The sequence below is a fragment of the Brevundimonas sp. Bb-A genome, from assembly GCF_009394735.1.
In the GTDB taxonomy this organism is placed as follows: Bacteria; Pseudomonadota; Alphaproteobacteria; order Caulobacterales; family Caulobacteraceae; genus Brevundimonas; species Brevundimonas aurantiaca.
In genome coordinates this window covers 392,824-406,966 of record NZ_CP045456.1, presented here as the reverse complement: position 1 = coordinate 406,966, position 14,143 = coordinate 392,824, and the positions used below count along the sequence as shown (strand labels likewise).

Here is a 14,143-nt window from a genome sequence, read left to right as displayed (position 1 = left end):
GCCAGATGCCCCGCCGCGCCGCGAACCGCAACCAGTCGCCGGCTATAAATTGCTGCAATGCAGCGAAATCGAGGTTGAACGCCGGGCGCCTCGCCAATGTCATGAAGCTTCGCTAGAGGAAGTCATGACAGAACAGATGACAGCACAGGCGGCGCTGGACCGCCTCGAAACCCTCTACACCCAATCCGTGACCAACCTGCGCGACGCCGTGCGGGATTTCGTCAACACCGGCGCCCGGCCCGATCCGGTCAAACGCGCCGAAGGGGTGTTCGCCTATCCCGAACTTCGCATCCGCTGGGACGGGGATCGCCCCCAGGACCTGGAGCCGCGCGCCTATGCCCGGCTGGCCAAACAGGGGGTCTATTCGACCACCGTCACCCGGCCGGACCTGTTCCGCCCCTATCTGACCGAACAGCTGGGTCTGCTGGAAAAGGAATACGGCGCGACCTTCGAGGTCGGGATTTCGAACCAGGAAATCCCCTTCCCCTATGTGACCGACGGGCTTGAGGTGGCGCTGGACCGGTCGATGACGGCGGCCCTGGCGCGCTGGTTCCCGACCACGGACCTGGCCCATATCGGCGACGAGATCGCCGATGGTTTGTTCGACATGGGCGGCGACTTCCCCCTGTCGCATTTCGACGGCCTGCGGACCGACTTCTCCCTGGCGCGGCTGAGACACTACACCGGAACCCCGGTGGACGACGTCCAGTCCTATGTCCTGTTCACCAACTACAACCGCTATGTCGACGAGTTCGTGCGCTGGGCCATCGAACAGCTGCAGACGCCGGGCACGCCCTATCAGACCCTGTCCTGCGCCGGCGGGGTGGTGATCACGCGCGACACCCCCAATCCCGAGACGGCGATCAGCGATACGGCCTGGAAGAAGCACCAGATGCCGGCCTATCACCTGACGGCGCCGGGCCACCAAGGAGTGACCCTGGTCAATATCGGCGTCGGCCCGTCCAACGCCAAGACGATCACGGACCACCTGGCCGTCACCCGCCCGCACGTCTGGCTGATGATCGGCCACTGCGGGGGCCTGCGCGCCAGCCAGACCATCGGCGACTATGTGCTGGCCCACGCCTATCTGCGCGACGACCATGTACTGGACGCGGTCCTGCCGCCGGACATTCCGATCCCTTCGATCGCCGAGGTCCAGCGCGCCCTGTACGATGCGACCAAGTCGGTCAGCGGCATGCCGGGCGACGAGGTCAAGCTGCGGCTGCGTACCGGCACGGTGGTCACCACCGACGACCGGAACTGGGAGCTGCGCTATTCCAAGTCGGCGCTTCGCTTCAACCAGAGCCGCGCCGTCGCCATCGACATGGAAAGCGCCACCATCGCCGCGCAAGGCTACCGGTTCCGGGTGCCCTACGGCACCCTGCTGTGCGTCTCGGACAAGCCGCTGCACGGCGAGATCAAACTGCCGGGCCAGGCCAACCGCTTCTACGAAGGCTCGATCTCGGAACATCTGCAGATCGGCATCCAGGCGGTCGGCCTGATGCGGGACGAGGGACCGAAACTCCACTCCCGCAAGCTCCGCGCCTTCGACGAGCCGCCGTTCCGTTAAGAGGGGCGCGATAGACCCTCTCCCGCTTGCGGGGGAGGTGGCCCGGCGTTCGCGCTGCGAACCAGGGTCGGAGGGGGAGGTTTCACTTGAAAAGAAGACTTCCCCCAATCGTCAGCCGTCTCGCTGCGCTCGACGAGCTGACACTTCCCCCGCAAGCGGGGGAAGGTCTGTTCGCTGTCGCAGATCAAGAAAGCGCTTTACAATGCAAAGCGCATTGTGCATCCTGTGATCATCGGATTTCAGGAGGAGTTCGCCATGACGCGCGACACGCAGACGATCCAAGACGACATCGCCTATATGCGGGCTTTGGCTCACGAAGGTCGGCACGCGCCCCTGCTGGCGGGCCCCATACTGGTGGCTGCGGCCATCATCTTCGGAGGCGCCAGCCTGGGGCAGTGGGCGCTCAAGACCGACTTGATCGCGCTGAATCCCTGGGCGGCGCTCTGGCTTTGGATCGGTTCGGCCCTGGTCTTCGCGGCCGCCCTGGTCGTGCTGATCGGGCGGATGAAGGGACGCCCCGGCTATAATTCGTCGGGCAATCGGGCGGTGGGCGCGGCCTGGTCCGGCGTGGGCTTCGGCATCTTCGTCACCTGGTTGGCCCTCACCGCCCTGTCGGTGAAGAGTGGAAGCTGGGGCTGGATGGCGGTCATGCCGACGGTGGTTCTGACGGCCTATGGATCGGCCTGGATGGTCGCGGCGGCCATGACGCGCGTGCGGTGGATGAGCGTCACGGCCCTGTTGTCCTACGCCGGCGCCGTCGCCATAGCCTGGTTTGCGGACAGTCCGGCCATCTATCTGGTCTATGCCCTGGTCCTGGCCGCCGTCGCCCTGGTCCCCGGTCTGATCCTGATGCGGCAGGAACCGTCGGAGATCGTCTGATGGCCGATGACTTCGACATCAGCCGGATCGACGAGGTCATCCACGGGCGGATCCGGCTGGGGATCATGGCCTATCTGTCCGGCGCGGACACAGCCGACTTCAACACCTTGAAGACCCGGCTCCAGACGACCGACGGCAATCTGTCGGTCCATCTGAGAAAGCTGGAGGAGGCGGGCTTCGTCGCCGTGACCAAGAGCTTCATCGGCCGCAAGCCCCTGACCCAGGCCAGTCTGACCGAAGAGGGCCGCGCCGCCTTCGTCGCCTATCTGGACGCCATGGCGGGCCTGCTGCCGGCGCGCTAGAGCATGATCGTTTCGGACGGAACCGCTTTGCGGTTCCGACAGAAGCGTGAATCATGCTCTCGCTTTAATCTGGAGCCTGATTCACCGTTTCAGCGGAACCGCGAAGCGGTTCCTCTTCAGCGGATCAGGCTCTAGAAGCGGGGCATGAGCCACCGTCTCCATGCCTTCGAGGCCATCGACAACTTCCGCGACTATGGCGACTACGCCACGGCGGCCGGGCGACGCATCCGCCCCGGCCGCCTGCTGCGCTCGGGCCATCACGCCCGGGCCAGCGACGCCGATCTGGAGCGGCTGAAGGGGTTCGGCCTGGGGGCGGTGGTCGATCTGCGCCGACCGGGCGAAAGGCGCGACCAGCCCTCGCGACGGCATGACGGTTTCGACGCCCTGGTGATCGAGGGCGGGATCGACGACGGGGCCGAGGCGCCCCACATCACCTTCCTGAAAACGGCGGACCTGACGCCGGATTCGGGTCGGCGTTTCATGACCCAGACCTATCGCAGCCTGCCGTTCGACGCCGCCCACATCGACGTTTTCGGCCGCTATTTCCAAGCCCTGGGACAGATGGGGGGCGATCAGGACCGACCCGTGCTGATCCACTGCGCGGCGGGCAAGGACCGGACCGGCTTTCTCGCCGCCTTGACCCACCATCTGCTGGGCGTCCGCCACGACGACCTGATCGAGGACTATCTGCTGACCAATACGGCCGTCGATCTGGTCGGTCGCGCCCCCGCCATTGCCCGGCGTCTGCACGAGATGACCGGCCGTGTCGCCTCCGACGACGCGGTGGTGGCCTTCCTCGGGGTGGAGGCCGCCTATCTGGACGCCGCCTTCGCCGAGGTCGAGGCGCGATACGGATCCCTGGACGCCTATCTGGAACAGGCCCTGGGCGTCGACGCCGCCCTGCGCGCCCGGATCGAGGCGCGGCTGTCGGCGTGAACGGCGCCCTGACCCATGTGGTCGTCCGCGATCATCCGTGGACGGACCCCTTGGCTGTCGCGGCCGGGATCGGTGGGACGGACGGCGCCCTGGCCCTGCTGTCGGACGGCGGTCCCGGCGGCCGCTGGTCCCATGTGGCGACGGCGCCGGATCGGGTTCATGTGGGCGGGGTCGAAGCCGATCTGTTCGACCCCCTGCGCGATCCGGCCTGGAGCGCAGGGACGGTGGGACTGGCCGCCTATGACGCGGGCGCGCGACCGGCGACCGGCGAGCGGCCCCTGGTGTGGCCTGACCTGATCCTGGCCCGCTATCCGGCCATGCTGAGCTTCGACCATCATCAGCGGCGTGTTCGCGCCGTCGGCCGGGGGGCGACGGCGGCGCAGGCCGAGGCGGCGGCCGTTCAGGCGTCGAAATGGCGGGCGGCGGCGGTCACGCCTGCGACTCCCGACGCTCCGGCCGAGACCTTTGCGGCCGAGGCGCCGGACCAGGCCTATCGCGACTGCGTGGCCGAGGTGGTCGCCCGGATCGCGGCCGGTGAACTGTTTCAGGCCAATATCGCCCGCGCCTGGGGCGGCGCGCTGAAGCCAAAGGCCGATCCGTTCGACGTCTTCCTGCGGCTGCAACAGGGGCGGGCCTCGCCCTACGGCGCCTTCTGGCGGATCGGCGACCGGGCCCTGGTGTCCAATTCGCCTGAGCTCTTCCTGGCCTTGGACGGCGAGACCCGGCGCATCGAGGCGCGGCCGATCAAGGGCACGCGCGCCCGGTCGGCCGACCCGCTCGAGGACGCGGCCCTGGCCGCCGCGCTTCAGGCCAGCGCCAAGGACCGGGCCGAAAACCTGATGATCGTCGATCTGATGCGTAACGACCTGGCCCGCGCCTCGCGCGTCGGCTCGGTCGCGGTCGAACGGCTGTTCGCGATCGAGAGCCATCCGACCGTCCACCATCTGGTCTCGACCGTGGTCGGCCGGGCCGAGCCGGGGGTGACGCCGGCCGACCTGCTGGAGGCGACCTTCCCGCCGGGCTCGATCACCGGGGCGCCCAAACACCAGGCCATGAAGGTCATCGCCGAATATGAGCCGCCGCGCGGCGCCTGGTGCGGGTCGCTGTTCATTCTGGAAGACGGCGGGGGGCTGACCGCCTCGGTCCTGATCCGCACCGCCGCGTTCGAGCGCCGGGACGAGTGTTGGACCTTCCGCACCCTGGCCGGCGCCGGAATCGTCGCCGACAGCGACCCTCAGTCCGAACTTGCCGAGACCGAAACAAAGATCGCCGCCCTGAGACAGGCTCTGACGGGTCAGCAGTCCGTACAGGCGATCTGCGTCACCTCGCGCGGATTCAGATAGGCGCGGCGGGTGAAGCTGGCGGACGGCAGGAAGCGCTGGAACGGCGAGGCGTAGGTGTAGCGGGCCTCGGCGATGATGATCGACGACCCGACCGGCAGGAGATCAGCGGGAATGTCGGCGTCCGCGACGGTGAGTCGGCCGCTGAGGGCCCCACTCCCGCCCGAGGCCGCCCAGCTGCGGCTCCAGTTCACCGTATATTTGGTCGTCGTGTCCCGGCTGACGCTGCTGACCCTCTGTTCCAGCGAGGCCGGGGCGAAGGGCGCCATGATGGAGGGGCCCACCAAAAAGACGTTGTCGATGTCGGCCTTGGTGATGTCGCGGGACTGGGCGGTCAAATCCGCGACCGAAGCGGCCACATGGCTGGTGCGACGCACAGCCATATAGCCCTGACACAGATCGACCATGCCTGCATAGAACAGGATCATGACCGGGGCGATCAGGGCGAATTCGACCGCAGAGACCCCGGTCTCGTCGCGCGCCAGCCTGCGCATCAGGGACCGGCGCATCAGAAGGGCTCGTTGCGGAAGGCGGTGGTGGCGGAGATCATGATCTGTCCGGGCCCCGCGGCGCTCACGGACTGGGTCAGGGCGGGCACGATCATCGGCTGTTTGTACCAGACACGCGCGACGACCAGATTCTGGGCCGCGCCGGGGTCGTAGCCGGTCTTGGACAGGTCCAGGACGCCGTTCTCGTCCTTGGGCGGGTCGATATTGTCGGAGAATTTGGCGACGACCCGGACATCGACGGTGGCGCGGGCGGCGCAGTCGCTCTTGAACACGCTCATCTGATCGCAGAAGGCCTGTTTGAACCCAGCCTGATCCAGACCCTTGGCCTGGGCCTCGCCGGTTCGGATTTCGCGGCTGACGGTCAACAGGGCGTTTTCGGCGACGGCGTCGGTGATGAAGACCAGACCCAGCTGGAAGATCGAGAACAGCAGAAGAAAGAAGGGGGTGGCGACCAGGGCGAACTCCACCGCCGCCGCGCCTTCACGGTGACCGGCGGAGCCGCGACGGGGAGAACGATCCAGCGCCGCCATGGATCAGGGCGCCGAGGCCGGGCCGGTCGCGGCGGCGCCGGCGCGCAGGCTGGGGGCGCAGGAGGCGCCGCAGGTCATTTCCGTGGCCTGGGCCCCGCGCCAGACCCGAACCGATCCGGTCGATCCGCCGGTAACCACGATCTCGCGCTGGAACAGGGTGCGGCCCACGCCGTCGACCGCCACCACCTCGGTCACCCCATAGCCCTTTCCGACGATGAACAGGGTGTTGGCGTCCACCACGGTGACGTCGGCGATCTGAGGATTGGCGACGATGACCGAGGCGGCGGCGCCCCGCAGCTGGACGCGCGCGGAGCGGTCGATCTCGACATTGAGCGCGCCGTTCGGGCTCTGGGCCTGGGCGGGCAGGCCGGCCAGGGCGAGGACGGCGGTGATGACGGCGATGGAAAAGCGGGGCATCGGCGGCTCTGAAACAAGGGCGCGCATCAGCGCGGACGCGCGCATGATGGCCCAGGCTTCCTCAACAAAGGCTGAAGTTCGTCGATCCGGGATTTTCTGTGGTGAATCCGCAGGTAACTAAAAACCGTGACCTGCCCTTAACGCCTCTTGGTCATTCTAACCGTGCGTTTTGGGGGTCAAGCGGGCTACCGGCTCCCCCCGCCAAGTTGCTCGCTAGACATTTACACAAGGGAACTCACCATGACTAAGTTCATCTCGCGTTTCGCTAAGGACGAATCCGGCGCCACCGCCATCGAATACGGCCTGATCGCCGCTCTGATCGCCGTCGTGATCATCACCGTGCTCGGCACCGTCGGCACCAACCTGAACGCCCGTCTGGAGGAAGTCGCCACGGGTCTGGAGAAGAAGGGCGAATAAGACGCCCGACGTCTTGAAGCCTGGGAAGGGCCGGAGCGCACGCTCCGGCCCTTCTTCTTTGCGGCGCGGCAACCCGGCCTTAATCCGCCCGTGCCAGCATGGGGTCATGGACCTTCTGAGCCTTCCCTTCCTGGCCGTCTTTCCGATCCTGATGGTGGCCACGGGTCTGCACGACCTGACCACGATGCGGATTCCGAACTGGATCTCCCTGGCCCTGCTGGCCGCCTTCTTTCCGGCGGCCCTGCTCGTCGGCCTGACCCTGCCTGAGATCGCCGTCCATCTGGGCGTCGGCTTCGCCGCCCTGATCCTCGGCATGGGCCTGTTCGCCCTGAACTGGATCGGGGGCGGGGACGCCAAGGCCCTGGCTGCGGCCTGCCTGTGGTTGGGGTTCGGCGATCTGGGGCCGCTGCTGCTGTGGATCGCCCTGGCCGGCGGCGGCTTCTGCCTCCTGCTGATCCTCGCCCGCCAATACTATCCTCTGCTGTCTCCGCTCCCGCCGCGCCTTCCGTGGGTCGCCCGCCTGCTGGAGCCCAAGGGCGATATTCCCTATGGCGTCGCCATCGCCATCGGCGCCCTGCTGACCTTTCGCGAGGGCGACATGGTCGTTCGCGCCTTGGCGGTTTCTTGAGGTTGCGCAAGCGGGCGTCGCTTAGGAAGCGTTAACTCTCGGGCCTCATGATCGTTAACGGTAGGGGGCGAGGATCATGTCCGGCTCGCCGCGCCTGCCGGAGATCGTCTGGATGAAGCCCGCCCGCATCGTCGTCCTTTGCATCGCCGCCGTGTCCGCACTGGGCCTGGCTCTGGTCGTGCGCGCCATGGGGCAGGGCGAGCCCGCCGCGCCGGCCGCCGCCGCGCCTGTCGAGGCGCGCCCCATGGCCAAGATTTTGGTCGCTGCCCGCGATCTGGAGCCCGGCAAACGCCTGACCGACGGCGACCTGTCCTGGAAGGACTGGCCGGTCGATCAGTTGAACCCCGCCTTCATCAGCGACGGCTCCGTCCCGCTTCCCGCCGCCGCCGACAAGCCGGCCGAGGCCAAGCCCGCTGATGAAAAGGCCGTCGCCGACAAGACCGCCGGCGCGGTTCAGCGGGTCGGCGAGGCCGCCGGCCGCCTGGTCGGGACCGGAGTCAAGTCCGACTATGTCGGCTCGGTCGTGCGCGAACCCATTCTCGCCGGAGAGCCGATCGTGGCGCGCAAGATCGTGCGCGCGGGCGACAGCGGCTATCTGGCGGCCTATCTGGAGCCCGGCATGCGCGCCATGGCCATTGCGGTCACGGTGGAATCGGCCGCCGGCGGCTTCATCCTGCCCGGCGACCGGGTCGACGTCGTCCTGACCGCCCAGAAGGAGACTCCTTCCGGGGCGGTGGAAGGCGGCGGCTCGGGCTCCAAATATTCGTCGGCCACAGTGATGCAGAACGTCAAGGTCCTGGCCATCGACCAGTCCACCCGGGTCGGCGACGACGCCCAGGCCGTGGTCGGGGCGACCGCCACCCTGGAGGTCCGCCCCCAAGACGCCGTGCTTCTGGCCCAGGCCAAGTCCGAGGGCGAACTGTCCCTGTCGCTGCGCTCCTACGCCGATACGGCGGGGCCGTCCGGCGCGACCCGCGCGCCCCAGGCGGCGGCCCTGACGCGCAACGTGCGGGTCTATCGCGGCGGGACGCCTGAAACCGTGGTGACGCCGTGAGAGCCTCGATCCTGTCCAAGGCCGTCCTGATCACGGTCGCCGCCGCCGGCCTGGTCCTGGCGCCGGCCGCCGGAACGGCCCAGACGCGCGCCGCCGTGTCGATGGGGACGGCGCCGCGGCTGATCAACCTGCCGCGCGGCACCTCCTTCGCCGTGGATCTGCCGGCCGACGCCCGTGACGTGATCGTCTCCAATCCGCAGGTGGCCGAGGCCATGCTGCATTCGCCGCGCCGGATCACCGTGATCGGGATCGCGCCGGGTGAGACCGACGCCGTCTTCCTGGACGCCGCCGGCCGCACCATTCTGAGCCTGCGCGTCCGGGTCGATGCGGGCGTCAGCGCCCTGCAGGACACCCTCAGCCGCGTGGCCCCCGGCGGCGGCATCCACGCCGAGGCCGTCAACGACAGCGTCATACTGACCGGAACGGCGGACAGCCCGGCCCAGGCGGCCCAGGCGGCCCAGGTCGCCCGCGCCTTCGTTTCGGCGCCGGAGAAGGTGATCAACATGATCAGCGTCGCCGGCTCGGACCAGGTGACGCTGAAGGTGCGCGTGGTCGAGGTGCAGCGCAGCAGCCTGAAGCAGCTGGGTTTCAACGCCGACATTCTGAAGGGCTCGGGCATCCACTCCTACGGCTTCAGTCGGCCGAACACCTATGGAGTAAACGGGGCGGCGGCCGGGGGCGGCGGCCTCTGTTACAATCAGACGGGCGGTCGGACGACGAACGGGACCAGCACGGTCTCCAGCGGCAGTCAGACGAGCGCCGGCTCGAACGCCAGCGCCTCCCAGACCTGGACGGGCGCCCCCTTCCCGACAACGGTTACGGTCACCGACGTCAACGGCAATCTGGTTCAGGTCCCTGGAACGGCCCTGGCCCAGGCGTCGACCGGCTCCTCGAGCGCGGCCTCGGTCTCGAACGCCATCCAGGATATCGCCTCCACCGCCTTCCGCACCATGACGGGCACGAACGCCACCGGCTGTCTGGAGGCGTTCGAGCGGGTCGGTCTAGCCCGGACCCTGGCCGAGCCCAATCTGACGTCGGTGAACGGCGAATCCGCAAACTTCCTGGCCGGGGGCGAGTTTCCCCTGCCGACCGGGCGGGATCGGGACGGCAACATCACCGTGACCTATAAGCCCTACGGCGTGGGCCTGGCCTTCCGGCCCATCGTCCTGTCGGGCGGCCGCATCTCGCTTCAGGTCAAGGTCGAGGTGTCCGAACTGACCGAACAGGGCGGGTTCACCATCGGCGCCGGCACGGCCTCGTCCATCACCCTGCCGGGCCTGACCGTCCGACGCAGCGAAAACACGGTCGAACTGCCGTCAGGCGGCGCGATGATGATCGCCGGCCTGTTGCAGGAAAGCACGAGGCAGGCGGTCGATTCCCTGCCCGGCATGACCAATCTGCCGGTGCTGGGCTCCCTGTTCCGCTCGCGCGACTATCTGAACGGCGAGACCGAGCTGGTCGTCATCGTCGAGCCCTATATCGTCAGTCCGACCTCGCCGGATCGGATGCAGACCCCTGCCGACGGCCTGCGGATCGCCACGGATTCCCAGACCATCCTGTTCGGACAGCTGAACCAGGTCTATGGCGCGCCCGCTCCCGGACCGGCCGGTTCAGGCGCCGTCTGGCAGGGCGCCGTCGGCTATGTGATCGAGTGAGCTCATGACCCGTCTCTCGTTCTTGCCTCTCGCCCTGTTGGCCGGCGCGGCGCTCGGCCTCTCCGCCTGCGTCGGCGGCCCGGCCAGCCTGGGCGGTGAACCGCCCCTGACGCCGGTCTCCCGCTATGCGCTCCAGGTGGAGACCGGCCTGGACCGGATCGCCCTCGCCGTTCACGACGACGGCCTTTCGGCCAATCAGAACGCCGCCCTAGCCGCCCTGGTCGAACGGTTCGCCGCCGTCGGCGCCGGTTCTATCACGATCGAGGCGCCAGCCGGGGACGATCCGGTCGCCGCCCAGACCGCCTACGCCGTGCGCGACGCCCTGGCCCGTCTCGGGGTGGGGGGCGACCGGCTGCGCATCCTCGGCTACGACGGACCCAATCCGCGCGCGCCGGTCCTGGTCGGTTTCGAGACGGTCCAGGCGGCCGTGCCCCGCTGCGGAACGGCCTGGGGCAATCTGAGCCGGACCGGGGACAACAGGTCCTCGTCCAACTTCGGCTGCGCGGTCAACGCCAATCTGGCGGCCCAGATCGCCGACCCGCGCGACATTGCAGGGCCGCGCGCCATGACCCCCGCCTCGGCCGGGCGGCGCACGGTGGTGTTCGACAAATACGCCGCCGGCGAGCAGACCGCCGCACCCCAGGAGACGCTGGTGGAGAGCGCGGGCATTTCGACGGCGGTGGACTGAGCCTGATGAACCCCGCCGCGCCTCGCCCCTTCGACGCCCTGGACGACGGTTTCGACGTCGACATGGACTTTTCCGAGCCGTCCGCCTTCCCGACCTCGGACGCCCGATCGGCCGCCTTCCTGAGCGCCGGCGCCCATCCGGGCCAGCCGGCGCCCCCCGGCGGGGGTTCGCCCCAGGCCCCCGCGCCCTCCAGCTTCAATCCTGTCGGCGAGATGGTGGCCAGGGCGCAGTCGACGCTTGCGCCCGCGCCTGCGGCGACGCCCCATTCGGCGCCCGCTCTGGCGCCCATGATGTCGGCCGAGACCAGCCTGGCGCCCCTCGGCGCCATCGGCGAGGTGTCGGTGCCCCGCATCGCCATCCATGTTTTCGCCGAACGTCAGGACACCCTGGCCGCAGCCGAGCGCGCGGCCCAGGACCGGCGCCTGTCGCGCGCCACCACCCAGATCCGCATCGGCGGGGTCATGGGGGCGGTCGAGACCTATCGCCATGAGCCGACCCCGCCCCTGATCATCGTCGAATGCCTGAAGGACCCCCAGACCCTGCTGTGGGAGGTGGATCAGCTGGCCGAGGTCTGCGACACCGGCACCAAGGTGGTGGTGATCGGGGCGACCAACGACATCCTTCTGTTCCGCGAACTGATGCGGCGCGGCGTCAGCGAATATCTGGTCGCCCCCCTTCAGCCCCTGCAGCTGATCGCGGCGATCGGCGGCCTGTTCAACGATCCGGCCCAGCCCTTCGTCGGCCGCTCCATCGCCTTCGTCGGCGCGCGGGGCGGGGCGGGCGCCTCGGCCGTGGCGCACAACACCGCCTATGCGATCTCTGAGCGGATCGGCGCCAACACCGTCATCGTCGACTACGACCTGCCGTTCGGCACGGCCGGGCTGGACTTCAACCAGGATCCGCTGAACGGGGTGGTCGACGCCCTGGGCCAGCCGGACCGTCTGGATGCGACCCTGCTGGACCGGATGATGGTCCGCTGCACCGACAAGCTGAGCCTGTTCGCGGCCCCGGCGACCCTGGACACCGACTGGGACATCTCCACCGAGGCGTTTGAAGAGGTCACGACCCGCATCCGGGCCACCGCCCCCTTCGTCATCCTGGACCTGCCGCATCTTTGGTCGCCGTGGATGCGCCGCACCCTGATCAGCGCCGACGAGGTGGTAGTGGTGGCGACCCCCGATCTGGCGGCGCTGCGCAACGCCAAGAACATGATCGACCTGGTCCGTCAGGGCCGGCCCAACGACGCTCCGCCGCGTCTGGTGCTGAACCAGGTCGGCGTGCCCGGCCGGCCGGAAATTCCGGCCAAGGATTTCGGCGCCGCCCTGGGCGTGCATCCCAGCCTGATCATCCCGTTCGACGCCAAGACCTTCGGGGCGGCGGCCAACAACGGCCAGATGATCCTGGACGCCGGCGCCAAGACCAAGGCGGCCGAAGCCTTCCAGACCCTGGCCCAGATCGTCTCGCGCCGAGAGCTGCCGGCTGCGGCTGCAGGCAAGCCCGTCAAGGCGGCGCGACCCGCCGACGAGGACAGGGCGTCCAAATCCCTGTTCGGCTCTCTGTTCAAGAAACGCTGACGGATGTTCGGCAAACGCACAGGTCAACCCGGCGTCGGCGCGGCGCCCCTGCGCGAGGCGCCCTCTGCCGCGCCGCCCGCCGCCACGGGTTTCGACGCGCCCCTGCGTCAGCCGACGCCCGGCGTCCAGACCGAGGCCTTTGCCTTCGGCGGACCTGACGATCTGACTGCGGCGGCCGGTTTCGGCGAGATGGACCCGGTCGGGGCGGCCCCGCCCAAGCCGGACCGGCTGGACGCCCTGGCGGCCCGACCTTCATCCCCGTCCGAGGCGCCCCCGCCCCCGTCGGGGGGCAAGGCTGCAGGGCCCCGGCCGACCGCCGGTTTCGAACAGTTGAAGAAGGCCCAGGCGGTCGCCGAGATCGTCCGGGAACAGAGCGACTATTATCACGCCACGAAGACCACCATCTTCAATGCGTTGATGAACACCATCGACCTGGCCAACCTGGCTCAGCTCGACAACAAGACGGCGTCGGAAGAGATCCGCGACATCGTCGCCGAACTGGTGGCGATCAAGAACGTCTCCATGTCGGTGGCCGAGCAGGAGCACCTGGTCCAGGACATCGTCAATGACGTCCTGGGCTATGGCCCGCTGGAGCCGCTGCTGGCGCGCGACGACATCGCCGACATCATGGTCAACGGCGCCGGCCGGGTCTTCATCGAAGTGGGGGGCAAGGTCCAGCTGACCAATGTCCGCTTCCGCGACAACGCCCAGCTGATGAACATCTGCCAGCGGATCGTCTCTCAGGTCGGTCGCCGCGTCGATGAATCCAGCCCCATCTGCGACGCTCGCCTGCCCGACGGCTCGCGCGTCAACGTCATCGCTCCGCCCCTGGCGATCGACGGACCGACCCTGACGATCCGGAAGTTCAAGAAGGACAAGCTGACGATGAAGAATCTGGTGGAGTACGCCTCCATCAGTCCCGAGGGGGCGCGCGTCCTCGGCGTCATCGGCGCTTCACGCTGCAATCTGGTCATCTCGGGCGGCACCGGCTCGGGCAAGACGACGCTGCTGAACACCCTGACCGCCTTCATCGACCCGACCGAGCGGGTCATCACCTGCGAGGACGCGGCCGAACTTCAGCTGCAGCAGCCGCACGTCGTGCGGCTGGAGACCCGGCCGCCCAATCTGGAGGGCCAGGGCCAGATCACCATGCGGGACCTGGTCAAGAACTGTCTGCGGATGCGGCCCGAGCGGATCATCGTCGGCGAGGTGCGCGGGCCCGAGGCCTTCGACCTGCTCCAGGCCATGAACACCGGCCACGACGGCTCGATGGGCACGCTGCACGCCAACTCCCCGCGCGAAGCCATCAGCCGGATGGAGTCGATGATCACCATGGGCGGCTACGGCCTGCCGTCCAGGACCATCCGCGAGATGATCGTCGGCTCGGTCGACGTCATCATCCAGGCCGCGCGCCTGCGCGACGGCTCGCGCCGCATCACCCACATCACCGAGGTGGTGGGTCTGGAAGGCGACGTGATCGTGACCCAGGATCTGTTCGTCTACGACATCACCGGCGAGGACGAGAACGGCAAGATCATCGGCCGCCACCGCTCCACCGGCATCGCCCGTCCCCGCTTCTGGGACCGCGCCCGCTACTATGGGCTGGAGCGCGAGCTGGCCGACGCCCTGGACGCGGCGGAGTAG

General features: G+C 68.5%; 15 protein-coding genes. 12 read left to right on the top strand and 3 right to left on the bottom strand.

The window, feature by feature from the left end:
• Positions 1 to 124: 124 nt before the first annotated feature.
• From BSP_RS02105 to BSP_RS02085, 5 genes are all read left to right on the top strand, one after another.
• The gene (locus BSP_RS02105) at positions 125 to 1,570 is read left to right on the top strand and encodes an AMP nucleosidase (protein WP_054764247.1); all 1,446 of its coding nucleotides are present in this window, start codon (positions 125 to 127) and stop codon (positions 1,568 to 1,570) included.
• A gap of 255 nt (positions 1,571 to 1,825) precedes the next feature.
• Positions 1,826 to 2,449: a hypothetical protein gene (locus BSP_RS02100; protein WP_194166993.1), complete on the top strand. Its 624-nt coding sequence runs from the start codon at positions 1,826 to 1,828 to the stop codon at positions 2,447 to 2,449.
• Complete coding sequence (locus BSP_RS02095) at positions 2,449 to 2,751, top strand: transcriptional regulator (RefSeq protein ID WP_054764246.1); 303 nt, start codon at positions 2,449 to 2,451, stop codon at positions 2,749 to 2,751. Before BSP_RS02100 ends, BSP_RS02095 begins: the two co-directional genes overlap by 1 nt.
• A 144-nt stretch (positions 2,752 to 2,895) precedes the next feature.
• Positions 2,896 to 3,687 (top strand): tyrosine-protein phosphatase, encoded by a 792-nt coding sequence (locus BSP_RS02090; protein WP_054764245.1) that lies wholly within the window; start codon positions 2,896 to 2,898, stop codon positions 3,685 to 3,687.
• Positions 3,684 to 5,030 carry an anthranilate synthase component I family protein gene (locus BSP_RS02085; RefSeq protein WP_152949149.1) on the top strand — a complete coding sequence of 449 codons (1,347 nt, stop codon included), beginning with the start codon at positions 3,684 to 3,686 and terminating at the stop codon, positions 5,028 to 5,030. Before BSP_RS02090 ends, BSP_RS02085 begins: the two co-directional genes overlap by 4 nt.
• Here BSP_RS02085 and BSP_RS02080 read toward each other — a convergent pair.
• Genes BSP_RS02080 through BSP_RS02070 form a run of 3 tightly spaced genes read right to left on the bottom strand, consistent with a single transcriptional unit; the run spans position 4,982 to position 6,483 of the window.
• Positions 4,982 to 5,536: a TadE/TadG family type IV pilus assembly protein gene (locus BSP_RS02080; RefSeq protein ID WP_054764243.1), complete on the bottom strand. Its 555-nt coding sequence runs from the start codon at positions 5,534 to 5,536 to the stop codon at positions 4,982 to 4,984. The genes BSP_RS02085 and BSP_RS02080 overlap by 49 nt on opposite strands.
• Positions 5,536 to 6,066 carry a TadE/TadG family type IV pilus assembly protein gene (locus BSP_RS02075; protein WP_054764242.1) on the bottom strand — a complete coding sequence of 177 codons (531 nt, stop codon included), beginning with the start codon at positions 6,064 to 6,066 and terminating at the stop codon, positions 5,536 to 5,538. The genes BSP_RS02080 and BSP_RS02075 overlap by 1 nt, the downstream gene beginning before the upstream one ends.
• Positions 6,067 to 6,069: 3 nt before the next feature.
• Positions 6,070 to 6,483 (bottom strand): pilus assembly protein N-terminal domain-containing protein, encoded by a 414-nt coding sequence (locus BSP_RS02070; protein WP_054766768.1) that lies wholly within the window; start codon positions 6,481 to 6,483, stop codon positions 6,070 to 6,072.
• Between the two features lie 240 nt (positions 6,484 to 6,723).
• On the opposite strand from BSP_RS02070, the gene BSP_RS02065 reads away from it, so the two are divergent.
• From BSP_RS02065 to BSP_RS02035, 7 genes are all read left to right on the top strand, one after another.
• Positions 6,724 to 6,900, top strand: coding sequence for a Flp family type IVb pilin (locus BSP_RS02065; protein WP_054764241.1), 177 nt, complete (start codon positions 6,724 to 6,726; stop codon positions 6,898 to 6,900).
• 106 nt (positions 6,901 to 7,006) lie between these two features.
• Entirely contained in the window at positions 7,007 to 7,528 is a 522-nt protein-coding gene (locus BSP_RS02060) for a prepilin peptidase (protein WP_152949148.1), read from the top strand.
• A 76-nt stretch (positions 7,529 to 7,604) separates the two neighbouring features.
• Positions 7,605 to 8,582: a Flp pilus assembly protein CpaB gene (gene cpaB, locus BSP_RS02055; protein WP_224762254.1), complete on the top strand. Its 978-nt coding sequence runs from the start codon at positions 7,605 to 7,607 to the stop codon at positions 8,580 to 8,582.
• Positions 8,579 to 10,237, top strand: coding sequence for a type II and III secretion system protein family protein (locus BSP_RS02050; RefSeq protein WP_370513371.1), 1,659 nt, complete (start codon positions 8,579 to 8,581; stop codon positions 10,235 to 10,237). The genes cpaB and BSP_RS02050 overlap by 4 nt, the downstream gene beginning before the upstream one ends.
• A 4-nt stretch (positions 10,238 to 10,241) precedes the next feature.
• Positions 10,242 to 10,925, top strand: a complete 684-nt coding sequence (locus BSP_RS02045) for a CpaD family pilus assembly protein (protein ID WP_152949147.1) — start codon at positions 10,242 to 10,244, stop codon at positions 10,923 to 10,925.
• A gap of 5 nt (positions 10,926 to 10,930) precedes the next feature.
• Positions 10,931 to 12,499 (top strand): cellulose synthase operon protein YhjQ/BcsQ, encoded by a 1,569-nt coding sequence (locus BSP_RS02040; protein ID WP_227976016.1) that lies wholly within the window; start codon positions 10,931 to 10,933, stop codon positions 12,497 to 12,499.
• Between the two features lie 189 nt (positions 12,500 to 12,688).
• Positions 12,689 to 14,143: a CpaF family protein gene (locus BSP_RS02035; RefSeq protein WP_054766766.1), complete on the top strand. Its 1,455-nt coding sequence runs from the start codon at positions 12,689 to 12,691 to the stop codon at positions 14,141 to 14,143.